The sequence below is a fragment of the Streptomyces sp. URMC 127 genome (genome assembly GCF_051386535.1).
Classification (GTDB): Bacteria; Actinomycetota; Actinomycetes; order Streptomycetales; family Streptomycetaceae; genus Streptomyces.
Genome location: NZ_JBPQTW010000182.1, coordinates 1 through 14,557, shown reverse-complemented (window position 1 = coordinate 14,557; position 14,557 = coordinate 1). Strand labels below are relative to the sequence as shown.

Below are 14,557 nucleotides of genomic sequence, written 5' to 3'. Positions count from 1 at the left end.
CCCCCCCCGCCGCGCCGGCCCGGTTCGTGCCGGGCCGGCGCGGCAGCCGCGTCAGCGGCTGTCCGAGCCCCCCTTGCCGAGCGCGGCCGCGCGGCCGGCCTCCAGGCGTGCGACGGGGATGCGGAAGGGCGAGCAGGAGACGTAGTCCAGGCCCACCTCGTGGAAGAAGTGCACCGAGTCCGGGTCGCCGCCGTGCTCGCCGCAGACGCCGAGCTTGAGGTCCGGGCGGGTGGCCCGGCCGGCCTCGGCGGCCGCCTTCACGAGCGAGCCCACGCCGTCCCGGTCGATGGTCTCGAAGGGGCTGACGCCGAAGATGCCCTTCTCCAGGTAGGCGGTGAAGAAGCTGGCCTCGACGTCGTCGCGGGAGAAGCCCCACACGGTCTGGGTGAGGTCGTTGGTGCCGAAGGAGAAGAACTCGGCGGCCTCGGCGATCTGACCGGCCGTGAGCGCGGCGCGCGGCAGCTCGATCATGGTGCCGAGCGCGAGTCGCAGGCCCGTGCCGGTGGCCCGCTCGACCTCGGCGATGACGCGCTCGGCCTCCTCGCGGACGATCTCCAGCTCCTGGACGGTGCCCACCAGCGGGATCATGATCTCGGCGCGCGGGTCGCCGCCGGCCGCGACGCGCTCGGCCGCGGCCTCGGCAATCGCACGCACCTGCATGGCGAACAGGCCCGGGATGACGAGGCCGAGGCGGACGCCGCGCAGGCCCAGCATCGGGTTCTGCTCGTGGAGCTTGTGCACGGCCTGCAGCAGGCGCAGCTCGTTCTCGTGCGCCTCCTGGCGGGCCTCGGCGAGCGCGACCCGGACCGACAGCTCGGTGATGTCGGGCAGGAACTCGTGCAGCGGCGGGTCGAGCAGGCGCACGGTGACCGGCAGCCCGTCCATGGCCTCGAAGAGCTCCACGAAGTCGGACTTCTGCAGCGGCAGCAGGGCCTGGAGGGCCTCGTCGCGCTCGTCCTCGTGGTCGGCCAGGATCAGCCGCTCGACCATCTCGCGGCGCTCGCCGAGGAACATGTGCTCGGTGCGGCACAGGCCGATGCCCTGGGCGCCGAAGCGGCGGGCGCGGGCGGCGTCCTCGGCGTTGTCGGCGTTGGCGCGGACCTGCAGCCGGCGGCCGCCGTCGGCGTAGGACATCACGCGGTGGACGGCCTTCACCAGCTCGTCGGCGTCCTCAGCGCCGCCGTCCGTGCGGCCCTCGAAGTACTCGACGACCGGGGAGGGCACGACGGGCACCTCGCCGCGGTAGACCTTGCCGGTGGAGCCGTCGATGGAGACGACCTCGCCCTCCTCGATGACGATCCCGCCCGGGGCCGTCATGCGGCGGCGCTTGGTGTCGACCTCCAGCTCCTCCGCGCCGCAGACGCAGGTCTTGCCCATGCCGCGGGCGACGACGGCGGCGTGCGAGGTCTTGCCGCCGCGGGAGGTGAGGATGCCCTCGGAGGCGATCATGCCGTCGAGGTCGTCCGGGTTGGTCTCGCGGCGGATGAGAATGACCTTCTCGCCCGAGCGCGACCACTTCACGGCGGTGTACGAGTCGAAGACGGCCTTGCCGACGGCGGCGCCGGGCGAGGCGGCGATGCCGCGGCCGAGCAGCTCGGTCTTGGCCTTCTCGTCGAAGCGCGGGAACATCAGCTGCGCGAGCTGGGCGCCCGTGACGCGCTGCAGCGCCTCGGCCTCGTCGATCAGCCCCTGGTCCACGAGCTGGGTGGCGATGCGGAAGGCGGCACCGGCGGTGCGCTTGCCGACGCGGGTCTGCAGCATCCACAGCTTGCCGCGCTCGATGGTGAACTCGATGTCGCACAGGTCCTTGTAGTGCGTCTCGAGCGTCTCCATGATCTGCATCAGCTGGTCGTAGGACGCCTTGTCGATGCGCTCCAGGTCGGCGAGCGGCACGGTGTTGCGGATGCCCGCGACGACGTCCTCGCCCTGGGCGTTCTGCAGGTAGTCGCCGTAGACGCCCTGGTGGCCGCTGGCGGGGTCGCGGGTGAAGGCGACGCCGGTGCCGGAGTCGGGGCCGAGGTTGCCGAAGACCATGGAGCAGATGTTGACGGCGGTGCCCAGGTCGCCGGGGATGCGCTCCTGGCGGCGGTAGAGCTTGGCGCGGTCGCCGTTCCAGGAGTCGAAGACCGCGCGGATGGCGAGGTCCATCTGCTCGCGGGGCTCCTGCGGGAAGTCCCGGCCGGTCGCCTTCGCGACGATGCCCTTGAACTCCTCGACCAGGCGGCGCAGGTCGGCGGCGTCGAGCTCGACGTCCGTGGTGACGCCCTTGGCGCGCTTGGCCGCCTCCAGCGCCTCCTCGAAGAGCTCGCCGTCGACGCCGAGGACGGTCTTGCCGAACATCTGGATGAGGCGCCGGTAGGAGTCCCAGGCGAAGCGCTCGTCGCCGGCCTGGGCGGCGAGCCCGGCCACGGAGGCGTCGGAGAGCCCGATGTTGAGGACCGTGTCCATCATGCCGGGCATGGAGAACTTGGCGCCGGAACGGACCGAGACCAGCAGCGGGTCGTCCGCCTGCCCCAGCTTCTTGCCCATCCGCTTCTCGAGGGCCCCGAGATGGGCCGAGACCTCGTCGCGCAGGGCGGCGGGCTCGCTGCCGCTGCCGAGGTAGACCTTGCAGGCTTCGGTGGTGATCGTGAAGCCGGGGGGTACGGGCAGGCCGAGGTTGGTCATCTCGGCGAGGTTGGCGCCCTTCCCGCCGAGCAGGTCCTTCAGGTCCTTGTTGCCCTCGGTGAAGTCGTAGACGAACTTCGGCTGCTTCTGCTGGTCTGTGGTTTCCGGCACGGGACTCGACTCCTCACTGGGGTCCCCCCGTACACAGTTGGGGGAAGGCGTGCTCAAACGTGCTGACGGCGGGGAGCGTACCCAGATCGAAGGCTTATGAGGAGGTCCACCCCCCGGCCATATGGGCGTAACCCCCTGTCAGCCAGCAGATCGAAAGTCACGCCCCGGTAAAGCACCCGGAAGCCGCTTGTTCGACTCCTGAAGACAGAATGACCGGGCGGAGTCGGCTTCTCACAGCGCGTCGAGCAAATGGCGGATGCGGCGTCAAGCCGTGAACGCAAGAGGGGTGGCACGCAGTGCCACCCCTCAAGAGGTGCACCCCTGTGTATACCGCTCATCTGAGCGCGCTACTGATCAGGGGTGGCGAGAATCACGCCGTCGGGCGACGCATCGGCCGCCGGATATGTCGGGTCATCCGCCGGATGTGTCGAGTTCGGCGTCCGCGCTCACGGTCGCGCAGTCGTAGGGGTCGTTCAGCCAGCCGTCGGGGAGCACCACGCGGTTGCGGCCGGACGTACGGCCGCGGGGCCCGTCGGCGCCGGCCGGCCAGGGCTGGTCCAGGTCGAGCTCGCTCAGGTGAGCGGACAGCTCGTCCAGGGACGAGGCGACCGCCAGCTTCTTGCGCATCTCGGAGCCGACCGAGAAGCCCTTGGTGTACCAGGCCACGTGCTTGCGGAAGTCGATGACGCCGCGCTCCTCGCTCTCCAGCCACTCGCCGAGGAGCGTGGCGTGGCGCACCATCACGGCGGCCACCTCGCGCAGCGTGGGCGCGGCGGGGGCGCCGCCGCCCTCGAAGGCGGTGACCAGGTCGCCGAAGAGCCAGGGGCGGCCCAGGCAGCCGCGGCCGACGACCACGCCGTCGCAGCCGGTCTCGCGCATCATCCGCACGGCGTCCTCCGCCGACCAGATGTCGCCGTTCCCGAGGACCGGGATCTCCGGGACGGCCTCCTTCAGCCGCGCTATGGCCTCCCAGTCGGCGGTGCCGCCGTAGTGCTGGGCGGCCGTGCGGCCGTGCAGGGCGATGGCGGTGACGCCTTCCTCGACGGCGATCCGGCCGGCGTCGAGGAAGGTGATGTGCTCGTCGTCGATGCCCTTGCGCATCTTCATCGTGACGGGGAGCGATCCCGCGTTGCCGACGGCCTCGCGCAGGATCGAGCGGAGCAGGTTGCGCTTGTACGGGAGCGCCGACCCGCCGCCCTTGCGGGTGACCTTGGGGACGGGGCAGCCGAAGTTGAGGTCGATGTGGTCGGCCAAGTCCTCGTCCACGATCATGCGGACGGCCTTGCCGACGGTGACCGGGTCGACGCCGTAGAGCTGGATCGACCGGGGCTTCTCGGTGCCGTCGAAGTGGATCAGACGCATGGTCTTGGCGTCGCGCTCGACCAGGGCCCGGGTGGTGATCATCTCGCTGACGAACAGCCCCTTGCCGCCGCTGAACTCGCGGCAGAGCGTGCGGAAGGGCGCGTTCGTGATGCCCGCCATGGGGGCGAGGACCACCGGCGGCCACACGGTGTGCGGGCCGATCTGGAGCGGCGTGGCGGCGTCATGCGTCATGACCCCATTGTCCCGTACCGCCACGGAGCATTTAGTTGTACTCTTTAAATCATTGGAGATGTACAACTATCTGTTGTGCGCCCGTATCCCAGGGGGTCCCCGTGCCCGAGCTCTCCCGGCGCCGCCGGATGCTGGTCCTCGCCATCTGCTGCACGAGCCTGCTGATGGTGAGCCTCGACAACACGATCCTGAACGTGGCGCTGCCGTCGATGCAGCGCGACCTGCACACGACGATCCCCGGCCTGCAGTGGGCGATCGACGCCTACACGCTCGTCCTGGCCTCCCTGCTGATGCTCGCCGGCTCGACCGCCGACCGGCTGGGCCGCAAGCGCGTCTTCCTGGCCGGGCTGGTGCTCTTCACCGCCGGATCCGTGCTGTGCAGCCTCGCGCCGGGGCTGGGCTGGCTGGTCGTCTTCCGCATGGTGCAGGCCGTCGGCGGCTCGATGCTCAACCCGGTCGCCATGTCGATCATCACGAACACCTTCACCGACCCCCGGGAGCGCGCCCGCGCGATAGGCGTCTGGGGCGGCGTCGTCGGCATCAGCATGGCGGCGGGGCCGGTCATCGGCGGAGCGCTCGTCGAGACCACCGGCTGGCGGGCCATCTTCTGGATCAACCTCCCCGTCGGCCTGGCCGCGCTCGCGATGACCGCCCGGTACGTGCCCGAGTCCCGCGCGGCCCGGCCCCGCCGCCCCGACCCCGTCGGCCAGGTGCTGATGATCGCGCTGCTCGGCTCGCTCACGTACGGGATCATCGAGGGCTCCGCGGCCGGCTGGAGCTCGCCGCTCATCCTCGGCTGCTTCGCCGTCGCGGCCTGCGCGCTGGCCGGGCTCGCCGGCTACGAGCGGCGGCGCGCCGAGCCGCTGATCGAGCCGGGGCTCTTCCGGAGCGCGCCCTTCGGCGGGGCCGTGGTCGTGGCCGTCTGCGCCTTCGCGGCGCTGGGCGGCTTCCTCTTCCTCAACACGCTGTACCTGCAGAACGACCGCGGCCTGTCCGCGCTGGACGCCGGCCTGTACATGCTGCCCATGGCCGTCATGTGCCTCGTCTTCGCGCCGCTGTCGGGCCGGCTCGTGGGGGCCCGCGGGCCCCGGCTGCCGCTGGTGCTCGCGGGAGCGGCGCTGACGGCGAGCGGCCTGCTCGTGGCGGCGAGCGGCGCGGCCGTCCCCACCGGCTCCGCCGGCTCCTCCGGCTCCTCCGACCTGCTGCTGATCTGCGCGTACGTCCTCTTCGGCATCGGCTTCGGCCTGGTGAACGCGCCCATCACCAACACCGCCGTCTCCGGCCTGCCGCGCTCGCGGGCCGGCGTCGCGGCCGCCGTCGCCTCCACCAGCCGCCAGGTCGGCAGCTCGCTGGGCGTCGCGGTGATCGGCGCGGCGGTCGCGGCGGGCCTGCGCGAGACGGGCTGGTGGATCGTCACGGGGTGCGGTGCGGCCGTGCTCGTGGTCGGTACGATCACCACCGGCCGCTGGGCCGCCCGGACCGCCGAGCGGGCCGCGGCCCGGACCGGCCCCTCCCCCGAGCAGAGCAGGATCCCGGTGACACGATGACCGCGCACGACACGCACGCAGCGACGGCGGAGCGCGCCTGGGGGCAGCTGCGGGAGATCGTCCTCGGCGGCAACGAGCGCCGCAAGGAGGTCGTCGACGCGCTCGGCATGAGCTTCTTCCGCATCAAGGCCCTGCGGCGCATCGCCCGCGGCCCGCTCACCCTCCGCGAGCTGGCCGAGATGCTGCTGACGGACCGCCCGTACACGACGCTGGTCGTGGACGACCTGGAGGCCCGCGGCCTGGTGGAGCGCACGGCCAACCCGGCGGACCGCCGCTCGAAGATCGTCTCGGCCACGGCGGCGGGCCGGGAGGCGGCGGCCCGCGCGGAACGCATCCTGGGCACGCCGCCGCCGGCCCTGCTGTCCCTGCCGCCGGAGGACCTGGCGGAACTGGAACGGATCACGGCGAAGCTGGCGGCGTACGGTCCTTGAGGTGACGTGACGGTGGCCGTGACAGGGCGGACCGCCGGACCCTCGCCGTAGCGGTTGCCCGCCGTGGCGGCGGCTGGTCCCGGCGGACCGGTAAGGACCGGAGGCCCTGCGCCGGACGGCAGCCCCCACCCGTAGCACCGCCGCTAAACGCCCCCGTTCCGCGCGAGCGCGCTCAGCCGCTCCAGCCGCTCCCGCGTCGCCTCGTCCGCCGGGGTCAGGGTGAGCATCCGGCCGCCGGGGTGCGGGCCGGTCCACAGGCCGGTGAAGTTGAAGCGGAGCTCGCCCACCACCGGGTGCCGGTGGCTGCGGAGCCGGGGGGACGTGATCGGGGCGACCTCGTGGCGGGCCCAGAACATGCGGAACTCCGGGGAGGCCGCCAGCAGCTTGGCCAGGAAGCGCTCCCACGCGGGCTCCCCGAGGTGGTCCGCCATCGACGCCCGGAACCTGGCCGCCATGGCCCGGGTCGTCTCCTGCAGGTCGCAGAGCGTCGCGCGGACCTCGGCGTTGGTGAACGCGAGCCACATGCAGTTGCGCTCCTCGGGAGGCAGCCTGTCGAGGTCGCACAGGAGCGCGCTGTACGTGCGGTTGTAGGCGAGGAGGTCGTACCGCGAGTTCTGGACGCAGGCGGGGAACGGCTCCAGCTGCTCCAGCATCATCCGCAGGTCCGCGGAGACCCCCGGGCAGTCGTTCTCCGGCATCGGGTCGACCGCGTTGGCCAGCGCGAAGAGGTGGCTGCGCTCGCTGCGGTCGAGCTGCAGGGCGCGGGCGATCGCGTCCAGGACCTGCGGCGAGACCTTGATGTCGCGGGCCTGCTCCAGCCACGTGTACCAGGTGACGCCCACCGCGGCGAGGTGTGCCACCTCCTCGCGGCGCAGGCCCGGCGTGCGCCGCCGCGGCCCGCGCGGCAGGCCGGCCTGCTCGGGGGAGACGCGCTCGCGGCGGCTGCGCAGGAAGGCGGCGAGCTCCCCGCGGCGGACGTCGTCGGCGGTGACGGGCGCGGCGACGGCCCGGGGCTCCTGCAGCATCGTGGTCATGCCTCCAGCGTGCGCGAGGCACGCGGCCGGTTCCAGGTAGTGCTGATACCAGGATAAGAACGCTCTGGTACCGGGCTGGGCGGGCGGCCATCGTCGGTACCGTGAGCGAAACCCGAACAACTCCCCCTGTCACCGGATCCGTTGCGGCACCCTCCGCGGGCGCCCTCCCCTCCCCCGCCCTCACCCCACTCGGCCTGTTCACCGTGCTCATGGGCGCGGCGCTGCCCATGGTCGACTTCTTCATCGTCAACGTCGCCCTGCCCGCCATCGACCACGACCTGCACGCGGGCCCCGCCCTGCTGGAGATGGTCGTGGGCGGCTACGGAGTCGCCTACGCCGTGCTGCTGGTGCTCGGCGGCCGGCTGGGCGACATGGTCGGCAGACGCCGGCTGTTCATGTGGGGCACGGCCGCGTTCGGCGTGACGTCGGTGGCGTGCGGCCTCGCCCCGGGCGCGTGGTGGCTGGTGGCCGCGCGGATCGCGCAGGGCGCGGCGTCCGCGCTGATGCTGCCGCAGGTGCTGGCGACGATCCAGGCGACGACGAGCGGCGCGGGCCGGGCCAGGGCGCTCAGCTTCTACAGCGGCACCTCCGGGGTCTCCGCCTCGGTGGGCCAGGTGCTGGGCGGGGTGCTGGTCGCCGCGGACGTGGCGGGCACCGGCTGGCGGTCGATCTTCCTGGTGAACGCGCCGGTCGCGGCGGTCGCGCTGGTGCTGGCCGCCCGTGCGGTGCCCGAGACCCGCTCGCCGCAGCCGACGCGGGTGGACGGCCTGGGCACGGTGCTGCTGTCGCTGTCGCTGATCTCCCTGCTGGTGCCGCTGACGGAGGGCAGGGCGACGGGCTGGCCGGTGTGGTCGTGGGCGCTGCTGGCCGTCTTCCCGTTCGCGGCGGCGGCGTTCGCCGTCACCGAGCGGCGCCTGGAACGGGCGGGGCAGGCCGGGAAGACGGGACGAGCGGGGGAAGCCGGGCGGACGCCGCTGGTGCCGCCGTCGCTGCTGCGGGTGCGCTCGGTGCGTACGGGGCTGGCCGTGGTGGTGCCGTTCTCGCTGGGCTGGGGCGGCTTCATGTTCGTCCTCGCGGTGGTGCTGCAGGAGGGTCTGCGGCTGGGCCCGCTGGCGGCGGGGCTGGTGCTGGTGCCGATGTGCGTGACGTTCTTCGCGGGGTCGCTGGCCGGGCCGCGGCTCTTCAGCCGCTACGGGCGGCGGGCGATCACGGCCGGGGCCGTGATCCAGGGCGCCGGCCTGCTCGCGGTGGCCGCGGCCTTCTCCTGGGGCTGGGACGGGCGGAACGTCTGGGGCCCGTGCGCGGCGATGGCCGTCCAGGGCCTGGGCCAGGGGCTGCTGCTCCCGCTGACCCTGCGGACGGTGCTGAGCGAGGTGCCGGTGGCGCAGGCGGGTGTGGGCAGCGGGGTCATGGTGACCACGCAGCAGTCGTTCATGGCGCTGGGCGTGGCCACGCTCGGATCGCTGTTCCTGACCCTGTCGGACACGCAGGGGATGCGGGACGCGCTCGCCGTGACGCTGGGGGTGCAGGTGGTGGCGGTGGCGGCGTCGGCGCTGCTGACGCTGCGGATGCCGCGGGGGAACGACTGAGGAACGATTGTGGGCGACTGACAGATATTGAAATCTGTCAGTCCATGTGTCACTCTTCAAGGGAGCCGCAGTCCGCTTACCCACCTATGAGCAGATTGCACCGTTTTCACCTACCTTCCATTCCCCTCCGAAGGAGCTCCCGTGCAGCACCGCACCCTCGGCACCACCGGCCCCCGGGTCTCCGCCCTCGGTCTCGGCGCGATGGGCATGTCCGCCCTCTACGGCGAGGCCGACCGCGCCGAGTCGATCGCCACGATCCACGCCGCGCTCGACGCCGGCGTCACCCTGATCGACACCGGCGACTTCTACGGCATGGGCCACAACGAACTGCTCATCGGCGAGGCCCTGCGCACCGCCGGCCCGGCCGCCCGCGCCCAGGCGCTCACCAGCGTCAAGTTCGGCGCCCTGCGCGACCCCGACGGCGGCTGGTCCGGCTACGACGGCCGCCCCGCCGCGGTGAAGAACTTCGCCGCGTACTCCCTGCAGCGGCTCGGCGTCGACCACATCGACGTCTACCGGATCGCCCGCGTCGACCCGGACGTGCCGATCGAGGAGACCGTCGGCGCGATCGCCGAGCTCGTCGAGGCGGGCCACGTGCGGCACATCGGCCTCTCCGAGGTCGGCGCGGACACCCTGCGCCGGGCGGCGGCCGTCGCGCCCGTCTCCGACCTGCAGATCGAGTACTCGCTGATCTCCCGCGGCATCGAGGAGCGGATCCTGCCCACCGCGCGCGAGCTGGGCATCGGCGTCACCGCGTACGGCGTGCTCTCGCGCGGCCTGATCAGCGGCCACTTCGACCGCGACCGGAAGCTCGGCGCGGGCGACTTCCGCGGCATGAGCCCCCGCTTCCAGGGCGAGAACCTCCAGCGGAACCTCGACCTGGTCGACGCCCTGCGGAAGGTCGCCGACGGCAAGGGCGTCTCCGTCGCCCAGACCGCCATCGCCTGGGTCCTCGCCCAGGGCGAGGACATCGTGCCCCTCGTCGGCGCCCGCCGCCGCGACCGCCTCACCGAGGCGCTCGGCGCGCTCGACGTGACGCTGTCCGCGGCCGACCTCGCCGCGATCGAGGAAGCGGTCCCGGCCGGCGCGGCGTCCGGCGCGCGCTACCCGGAGTCCCAGATGTCCCACCTGGACAGCGAGCGGTAGCCGTGCGGGGCGCGGCGCGACGCCCCGGCGGTGCGCCGTTGCGGCGGAAAAATCCCGCCGCAACGGCGAGAAACCCCAAGGGCGGAACCCGGCGGTGCCCAGCCGGCCCCGGCCGGAGGCCGTACGGCACCCGCCGGCATCCACCGCGGTGGTTGCGCGCCGCCGCGGCGGGACAGCGCGCCCCGGGGGCGAGGGCCCGCACCCCCTCCGCGGAGCGGGCAGGTACCGTCCCTTCGGGCGGGCCAACGTCGCCCGGACCGCCCGTCCCGAACCGAAAGGCACCCGTATGCCGCCCGAGCCGCTGACTCCCGAGCGCATCCTCGAAGCCACCGAGGACGTGCTGCGCCGCTACGGCCCCGCCAAGGCCACCGTGGTCGACGTCGCCCGCGCGCTCGGCGTCAGCCACGGCAGCGTCTACCGGCACTTCGGCAGCAAGGCCGCCCTGCGGGAGGCCGTCACGCAGCGCTGGCTGGACCTCTCCCACGCCGAGCTGTCGGCCATCGCCGACGCGGACGGCCCCGCCGGGCCGCGCCTGCGCGCCTGGCTCACCGCGCTGTTCGCCGCGAAGCGGCGCAAGGCGGGGGACGACCCCGAGCTGTTCGCCACGTACATGGTCCTCGTGGGCGAGAACAGCGCCACCGTAGACCGGCACATCGAGACGATGATCGGCCAGCTCGCCCGGATCGTCGAAAGCGGCACCCGTGCCGGCGAGTTCACCGCCGCGGACCCCACGGCCACCGCCCGCGCACTCTGGGACGCCACCAACCGCTTCCACGACCCTGCCTACGCCGCGGACTGGTCGCTCCCCGGCATCGACGCGGCGTTCGACGCCGTCTGCGACCTGCTCCTGCGCGGCCTGCAGGGATAAGCGCGGAGCGGCGCGTGAGCGCGGTCAGCCCACGCCCAGGAACCGCAGCACCGCCAGCACCCGCCGGTGGTCCGCGTCCGCTTTCGGCAGGTCCAGCTTCGCCAGGATCGAGTTGATGTGCTTGGCGACGGCGCTCTCGCTCACGAACAGCGCCTCCGCGATCCCCGCGTTGGAGCGCCCGGACGCCATCAGCTCCAGCACCTCCCGCTCGCGCGGCGTGAGCCGGTCGAGCGGGTCGCTGTGCCGGCGCAGCAGCAGCTGCGAGACGACCTGCGGGTCGAGCGCGGTGCCGCCGCCCGCGACGCGCCGCAGCGCGTCGATGAACTCCTCCACGTCGGCGACGCGTTCCTTGAGCAGGTAGCCGACGCCGCGCGTGTCGCCGGACAGCAGCTCGGCGGCGTAGCGCTCCTCCACGTACTGGGAGAGCAGCAGCACGGCCGTGTCCGGCCACTGCTTGCGGATGACGAGCGCGGCGCGCACCCCCTCGTCGGTGAAGCCCGGCGGCATGCGGACGTCGAGGACGACCAGGTCCGGCCGGTGCTCCTCCACCGCGGCCAGCGCCGCCTCCGCGTCGCCGGTCTCCGCGACCACGTCGAACCCGGCCGTCTCCAGGACCTTCACCAGCCCGATCCGGAGCAGGACGGAATCCTCGGCGATCACGGCGCGCACGGCAGCTCCACGGTGACTACGGTCGGGCCCCCCACGGGGCTGCTGATCGAGAACGTGCCGTCGACCGACGCGACCCGCTTGGCCAGCCCCGCCAGCCCGGTGCCCCCCGCGGGGGCGGCCCCGCCCACGCCGTCGTCGGTGACGACGACAAGAAGTATCCCCCCGCGCGTTTCCACGCGGACGTCGGCCCGGCTCGCACGCGCGTGCTTGACGACGTTGGCGAGCGCCTCGGAGACGACGAAGTAGGCGACGGCCTCGACGGCCGGGGCAGGCCGGACGGGCAGGCCGACCGTCAGCCCGACGGGCAGGGGCGTGCGTTCGGCGATGCCGGACAGCGCGGCGTCGAGGCCGCGGTCCTCCAGCACGGCGGGGTGCAGGCCGCGCACGAGGTTGCTGAGCTCGGCGATGGCCTCCTTCGCCTCGCGGTGCGCCTCGTCGATGACCTTGCGGGCGTCGTCGGGCAGGTCGGTGAGCGTCACCTTGGCCAGCCCCAGGTTGACCGCCATGGAGACGAGCCGCTGCTGCGCCCCGTCGTGCAGGTCGCGTTCGATGCGGCGCCGCTCGGCGTCGGCGGCGTCCAGGACGCCGGCGCGGCTCTCGGTGACCTCTTCGACGCGGCGCTCCAGCTCTTCGGCGCGGCTGGGGCCGAGGCGGCGGGCCGCGGCGCGGGCGTCGGTGCGGGCGAGCAGGCCGGACAGCCACGCCGCCGCGTACAGCCCGGCGGCTCCGGCGGCGGTGAGGTACGCGGCCTGCACCGCGTACCCCACGTGCGCCAGCCGCGTCTCGGGCGGCAGCGCCCACACCCATACGTACGTGCTGGCGGCCACTGCGGAAGCCGCCCACAGCAGCAGCGTCAGCGCGCCGCCCAGGGCGATCACCGGCCCGGCCGCCAGGTGGTAGCCCAGCTGCCGCCACGACCAGGACCGCCCGGCCACCGGTATCTCCACGCCCCACCGGGCCCGGCAGCGCGCCCGCTGCATCCGGGTCAGCAGGGGGCAGGCCGCGCCGAGGACGACCACCATCGCGGCGAGGGCCAGCAGACAGCTCGACGCCTTCGTCGGCCCCCCGTCCAGCCAGGGCACGGCCAGCACGCAGAGCGCCGCGAACTGGACGAGCACGCCGGCGGCGAGAAACGCGACGGCGCGCCCGGCCCCGTCGAAGGGCCGGCGGAGGGCGGCGAGGACACCGGAGATCTGCATGGTCACACGGTAAGTGCGCAGGTCAGGGCGGGCGATGGTACTGGTGTCCGGCTCCTTGGTACAGCCAGTGCCACCATCGGATGAACGTGCGAGGGGAATCGGCGCGTGGGGCGCGGCGGCGTCACCTCGACACCGAAGGCTGGGAGGCCTGAACACCGAAGGCCCCGGCCCCCGCAGCGCGGGAACCGGGGCCTTCGACCGTCAAGCGTTCAGACTCAGCAGCCCAGCAGACGCGAGCCCAGGTACCCCTCGATCTGGTCGAGAGACACCCGCTCCTGCTTCATCGTGTCGCGCTCGCGCACCGTCACCGCGTTGTCCTCGAGCGTGTCGAAGTCGACCGTGACGCAGAACGGCGTGCCGATCTCGTCCTGGCGGCGGTAGCGGCGGCCGATCGCGCCCGCGTCGTCGAACTCGATGTTCCAGTTCTTGCGCAGGTCCGCCGCGAGGCCCTTGGCCTTCGGGGAGAGCTGCGGGTTGCGGGACAGCGGCAGGACGGCGACCTTGACCGGGGCCAGGCGCGGGTCGAGGCGCATCACGACGCGCTTCTCCATGACGCCCTTGGCGTTGGGGGCCTCGTCCTCGTTGTACGCGTCGAGCATGAAGGCGAGCATGGCGCGGTTGAGGCCGGCCGCCGGCTCGATGACGTACGGGAACCAGCGCTCGCCGGCTTCCTGGTCGAAGAAGGTCAGGTCCTGGCCGGAGGCCTGGGAGTGGGCCTTCAGGTCGTAGTCCGTGCGGTTGGCGATGCCCTCCAGCTCGGAGAACTCGGTGCCGCCGAAGTTGAAGCGGTACTCGATGTCAGTGGTGCGCTTGGAGTAGTGGGAGAGCTTCTCCGCGGCGTGCTCGTACCACCGCATGTTCTCCTCGCGCATGCCGAGGCCGGTGTACCAGCTCCAGCGCTGCTCCATCCAGTACTCGTGCCACTTCTCGTCCTCGCCCGGCTTGACGAAGAACTCCATCTCCATCTGCTCGAACTCGCGGGTGCGGAAGATGAAGTTGCCCGGGGTGATCTCGTTGCGGAAGGACTTGCCGGTCTGGGCGATGCCGAACGGCGGCTTCTTCCGGGAGGTCTGCTGGACCTGGGCGAAGTTGGTGAAGATGCCCTGGGCGGTCTCGGGGCGCAGGTAGCTGACCGAGCCCGAGTCCTGGGTCGGGCCCAGGTGGGTGGAGAGAAGGCCGGAGAACAGCTTGGGCTCGGTGAAGGCGCCCTTGGTGCCGCAGTGGGTGCAGTTGATGTCGGCGAGGCCGTTCTCGGGCAGCTTGCCGTGCTTGGCCTCGTACGCCTCCTCCAGGTGGTCCGCGCGGTAGCGCTTGTGGCAGGAGGTGCACTCGGTCAGGGGGTCGGTGAAGGTCGCGACGTGGCCGGACGCCTCCCAGACCTCGCGGGCGAGGATCACCGACGAGTCGAGACCGACGACGTCGTCGCGCGAGGTGACCATGGAGCGCCACCACTGGCGCTTGATGTTCTCCTTGAGCTCCACACCGAGCGGACCGTAGTCCCAGGCGGCACGCTGTCCGCCATAGATCTCACTGCACGGATAGACGAAGCCACGGCGCTTGCTCAGGCTGACGATGGTGTCGATCTTGTCGGCGGCCACGGTGCTCTCTTCATTGCGACGACGAACAGCGAATGATTCAGGTTACCGGCGCTGCACCCCCTCTCATCAAATCGGCTCTGGCCTTGGCTTGACCACCCCCCTGCGCGGCCCGCCCCGTCCGAGGAGGAGCAGGCGGAGAGGGCG

The 14,557-nt window shown here is 72.6% G+C and carries 11 protein-coding genes; 5 read left to right on the top strand and 6 right to left on the bottom strand.

The genetic code is table 11. The annotated features are described in order from the left end of the window. Nucleotides 1-51 precede the first annotated feature (51 nt). Together ppdK and dusB are read right to left on the bottom strand one after the other, a co-directional pair. Nucleotides 52-2,778, bottom strand: coding sequence for a pyruvate, phosphate dikinase (ppdK, locus tag ACSNOH_RS27160; protein WP_436724060.1), 2,727 nt, complete (start codon nt 2,776-2,778; stop codon nt 52-54). Between the two features lie 411 nt (nt 2,779-3,189). Beyond that, nucleotides 3,190-4,332 (bottom strand): tRNA dihydrouridine synthase DusB, encoded by a 1,143-nt coding sequence (dusB, locus tag ACSNOH_RS27155; RefSeq protein ID WP_436724059.1) that lies wholly within the window; start codon nt 4,330-4,332, stop codon nt 3,190-3,192. Nucleotides 4,333-4,433: 101 nt separating this feature from the next. On the opposite strand from dusB, the gene ACSNOH_RS27150 reads away from it, so the two are divergent. Both ACSNOH_RS27150 and ACSNOH_RS27145 read left to right on the top strand, forming a co-directional pair. Further along, the gene (locus ACSNOH_RS27150) at nt 4,434-5,879 is read left to right on the top strand and encodes an MFS transporter (RefSeq protein ID WP_436724058.1); all 1,446 of its coding nucleotides are present in this window, start codon (nt 4,434-4,436) and stop codon (nt 5,877-5,879) included. Then, nucleotides 5,876-6,310 (top strand): MarR family winged helix-turn-helix transcriptional regulator, encoded by a 435-nt coding sequence (locus ACSNOH_RS27145; RefSeq protein WP_436724057.1) that lies wholly within the window; start codon nt 5,876-5,878, stop codon nt 6,308-6,310. Before ACSNOH_RS27150 ends, ACSNOH_RS27145 begins: the two co-directional genes overlap by 4 nt. A 143-nt stretch (nt 6,311-6,453) precedes the next feature. Here ACSNOH_RS27145 and ACSNOH_RS27140 read toward each other — a convergent pair whose 3' ends face one another. Then, nucleotides 6,454-7,344 carry a helix-turn-helix transcriptional regulator gene (locus tag ACSNOH_RS27140; protein WP_436724056.1) on the bottom strand — a complete coding sequence of 297 codons (891 nt, stop codon included), beginning with the start codon at nt 7,342-7,344 and terminating at the stop codon, nt 6,454-6,456. 101 nt (nt 7,345-7,445) lie between these two features. On the opposite strand from ACSNOH_RS27140, the gene ACSNOH_RS27135 reads away from it, so the two are divergent. The 3 genes from ACSNOH_RS27135 (at nt 7,446) to ACSNOH_RS27125 (ending at nt 10,947) form a co-directional block, all read left to right on the top strand. Next, complete coding sequence (locus ACSNOH_RS27135; protein ID WP_436724055.1) at nt 7,446-8,933, top strand: MFS transporter; 1,488 nt, start codon at nt 7,446-7,448, stop codon at nt 8,931-8,933. 141 nt (nt 8,934-9,074) lie between these two features. Next, nucleotides 9,075-10,079: an aldo/keto reductase gene (locus tag ACSNOH_RS27130; protein ID WP_436724054.1), complete on the top strand. Its 1,005-nt coding sequence runs from the start codon at nt 9,075-9,077 to the stop codon at nt 10,077-10,079. A gap of 286 nt (nt 10,080-10,365) precedes the next feature. Next, nucleotides 10,366-10,947 (top strand): TetR/AcrR family transcriptional regulator, encoded by a 582-nt coding sequence (locus ACSNOH_RS27125; protein WP_436724053.1) that lies wholly within the window; start codon nt 10,366-10,368, stop codon nt 10,945-10,947. A 24-nt stretch (nt 10,948-10,971) separates the two neighbouring features. Here ACSNOH_RS27125 and ACSNOH_RS27120 read toward each other — a convergent pair whose 3' ends face one another. The 3 genes from ACSNOH_RS27120 to ACSNOH_RS27110 all read right to left on the bottom strand — a co-directional run bounded on the left by ACSNOH_RS27120 (nt 10,972) and on the right by ACSNOH_RS27110 (nt 14,413). Continuing rightward, nucleotides 10,972-11,616 (bottom strand): response regulator transcription factor, encoded by a 645-nt coding sequence (locus tag ACSNOH_RS27120; protein ID WP_436724052.1) that lies wholly within the window; start codon nt 11,614-11,616, stop codon nt 10,972-10,974. Continuing rightward, nucleotides 11,604-12,815, bottom strand: a complete 1,212-nt coding sequence (locus ACSNOH_RS27115; RefSeq protein ID WP_436724051.1) for a sensor histidine kinase — start codon at nt 12,813-12,815, stop codon at nt 11,604-11,606. The genes ACSNOH_RS27120 and ACSNOH_RS27115 overlap by 13 nt, the downstream gene beginning before the upstream one ends. A gap of 215 nt (nt 12,816-13,030) precedes the next feature. Beyond that, nucleotides 13,031-14,413 (bottom strand): glycine--tRNA ligase, encoded by a 1,383-nt coding sequence (locus tag ACSNOH_RS27110; protein WP_436724050.1) that lies wholly within the window; start codon nt 14,411-14,413, stop codon nt 13,031-13,033. Nucleotides 14,414-14,557: the final 144 nt, after the last annotated feature.

Excerpts from the sequence above, each read along its gene's own strand:
- ACSNOH_RS27115 (WP_436724051.1), bottom strand. The coding sequence starts at position 12,815 with ATGCAGATCTCCGGTGTCCTCGCCGCCCTCCGCCGGCCCTTCGACGGG.
- dusB (WP_436724059.1), bottom strand. The coding sequence starts at position 4,332 with ATGACGCATGACGCCGCCACGCCGCTCCAGATCGGCCCGCACACCGTG.
- ACSNOH_RS27145 (WP_436724057.1), top strand. The coding sequence starts at position 5,876 with ATGACCGCGCACGACACGCACGCAGCGACGGCGGAGCGCGCCTGGGGG.
- ACSNOH_RS27125 (WP_436724053.1), top strand. The coding sequence starts at position 10,366 with ATGCCGCCCGAGCCGCTGACTCCCGAGCGCATCCTCGAAGCCACCGAG.
- ACSNOH_RS27140 (WP_436724056.1), bottom strand. The coding sequence starts at position 7,344 with ATGACCACGATGCTGCAGGAGCCCCGGGCCGTCGCCGCGCCCGTCACC.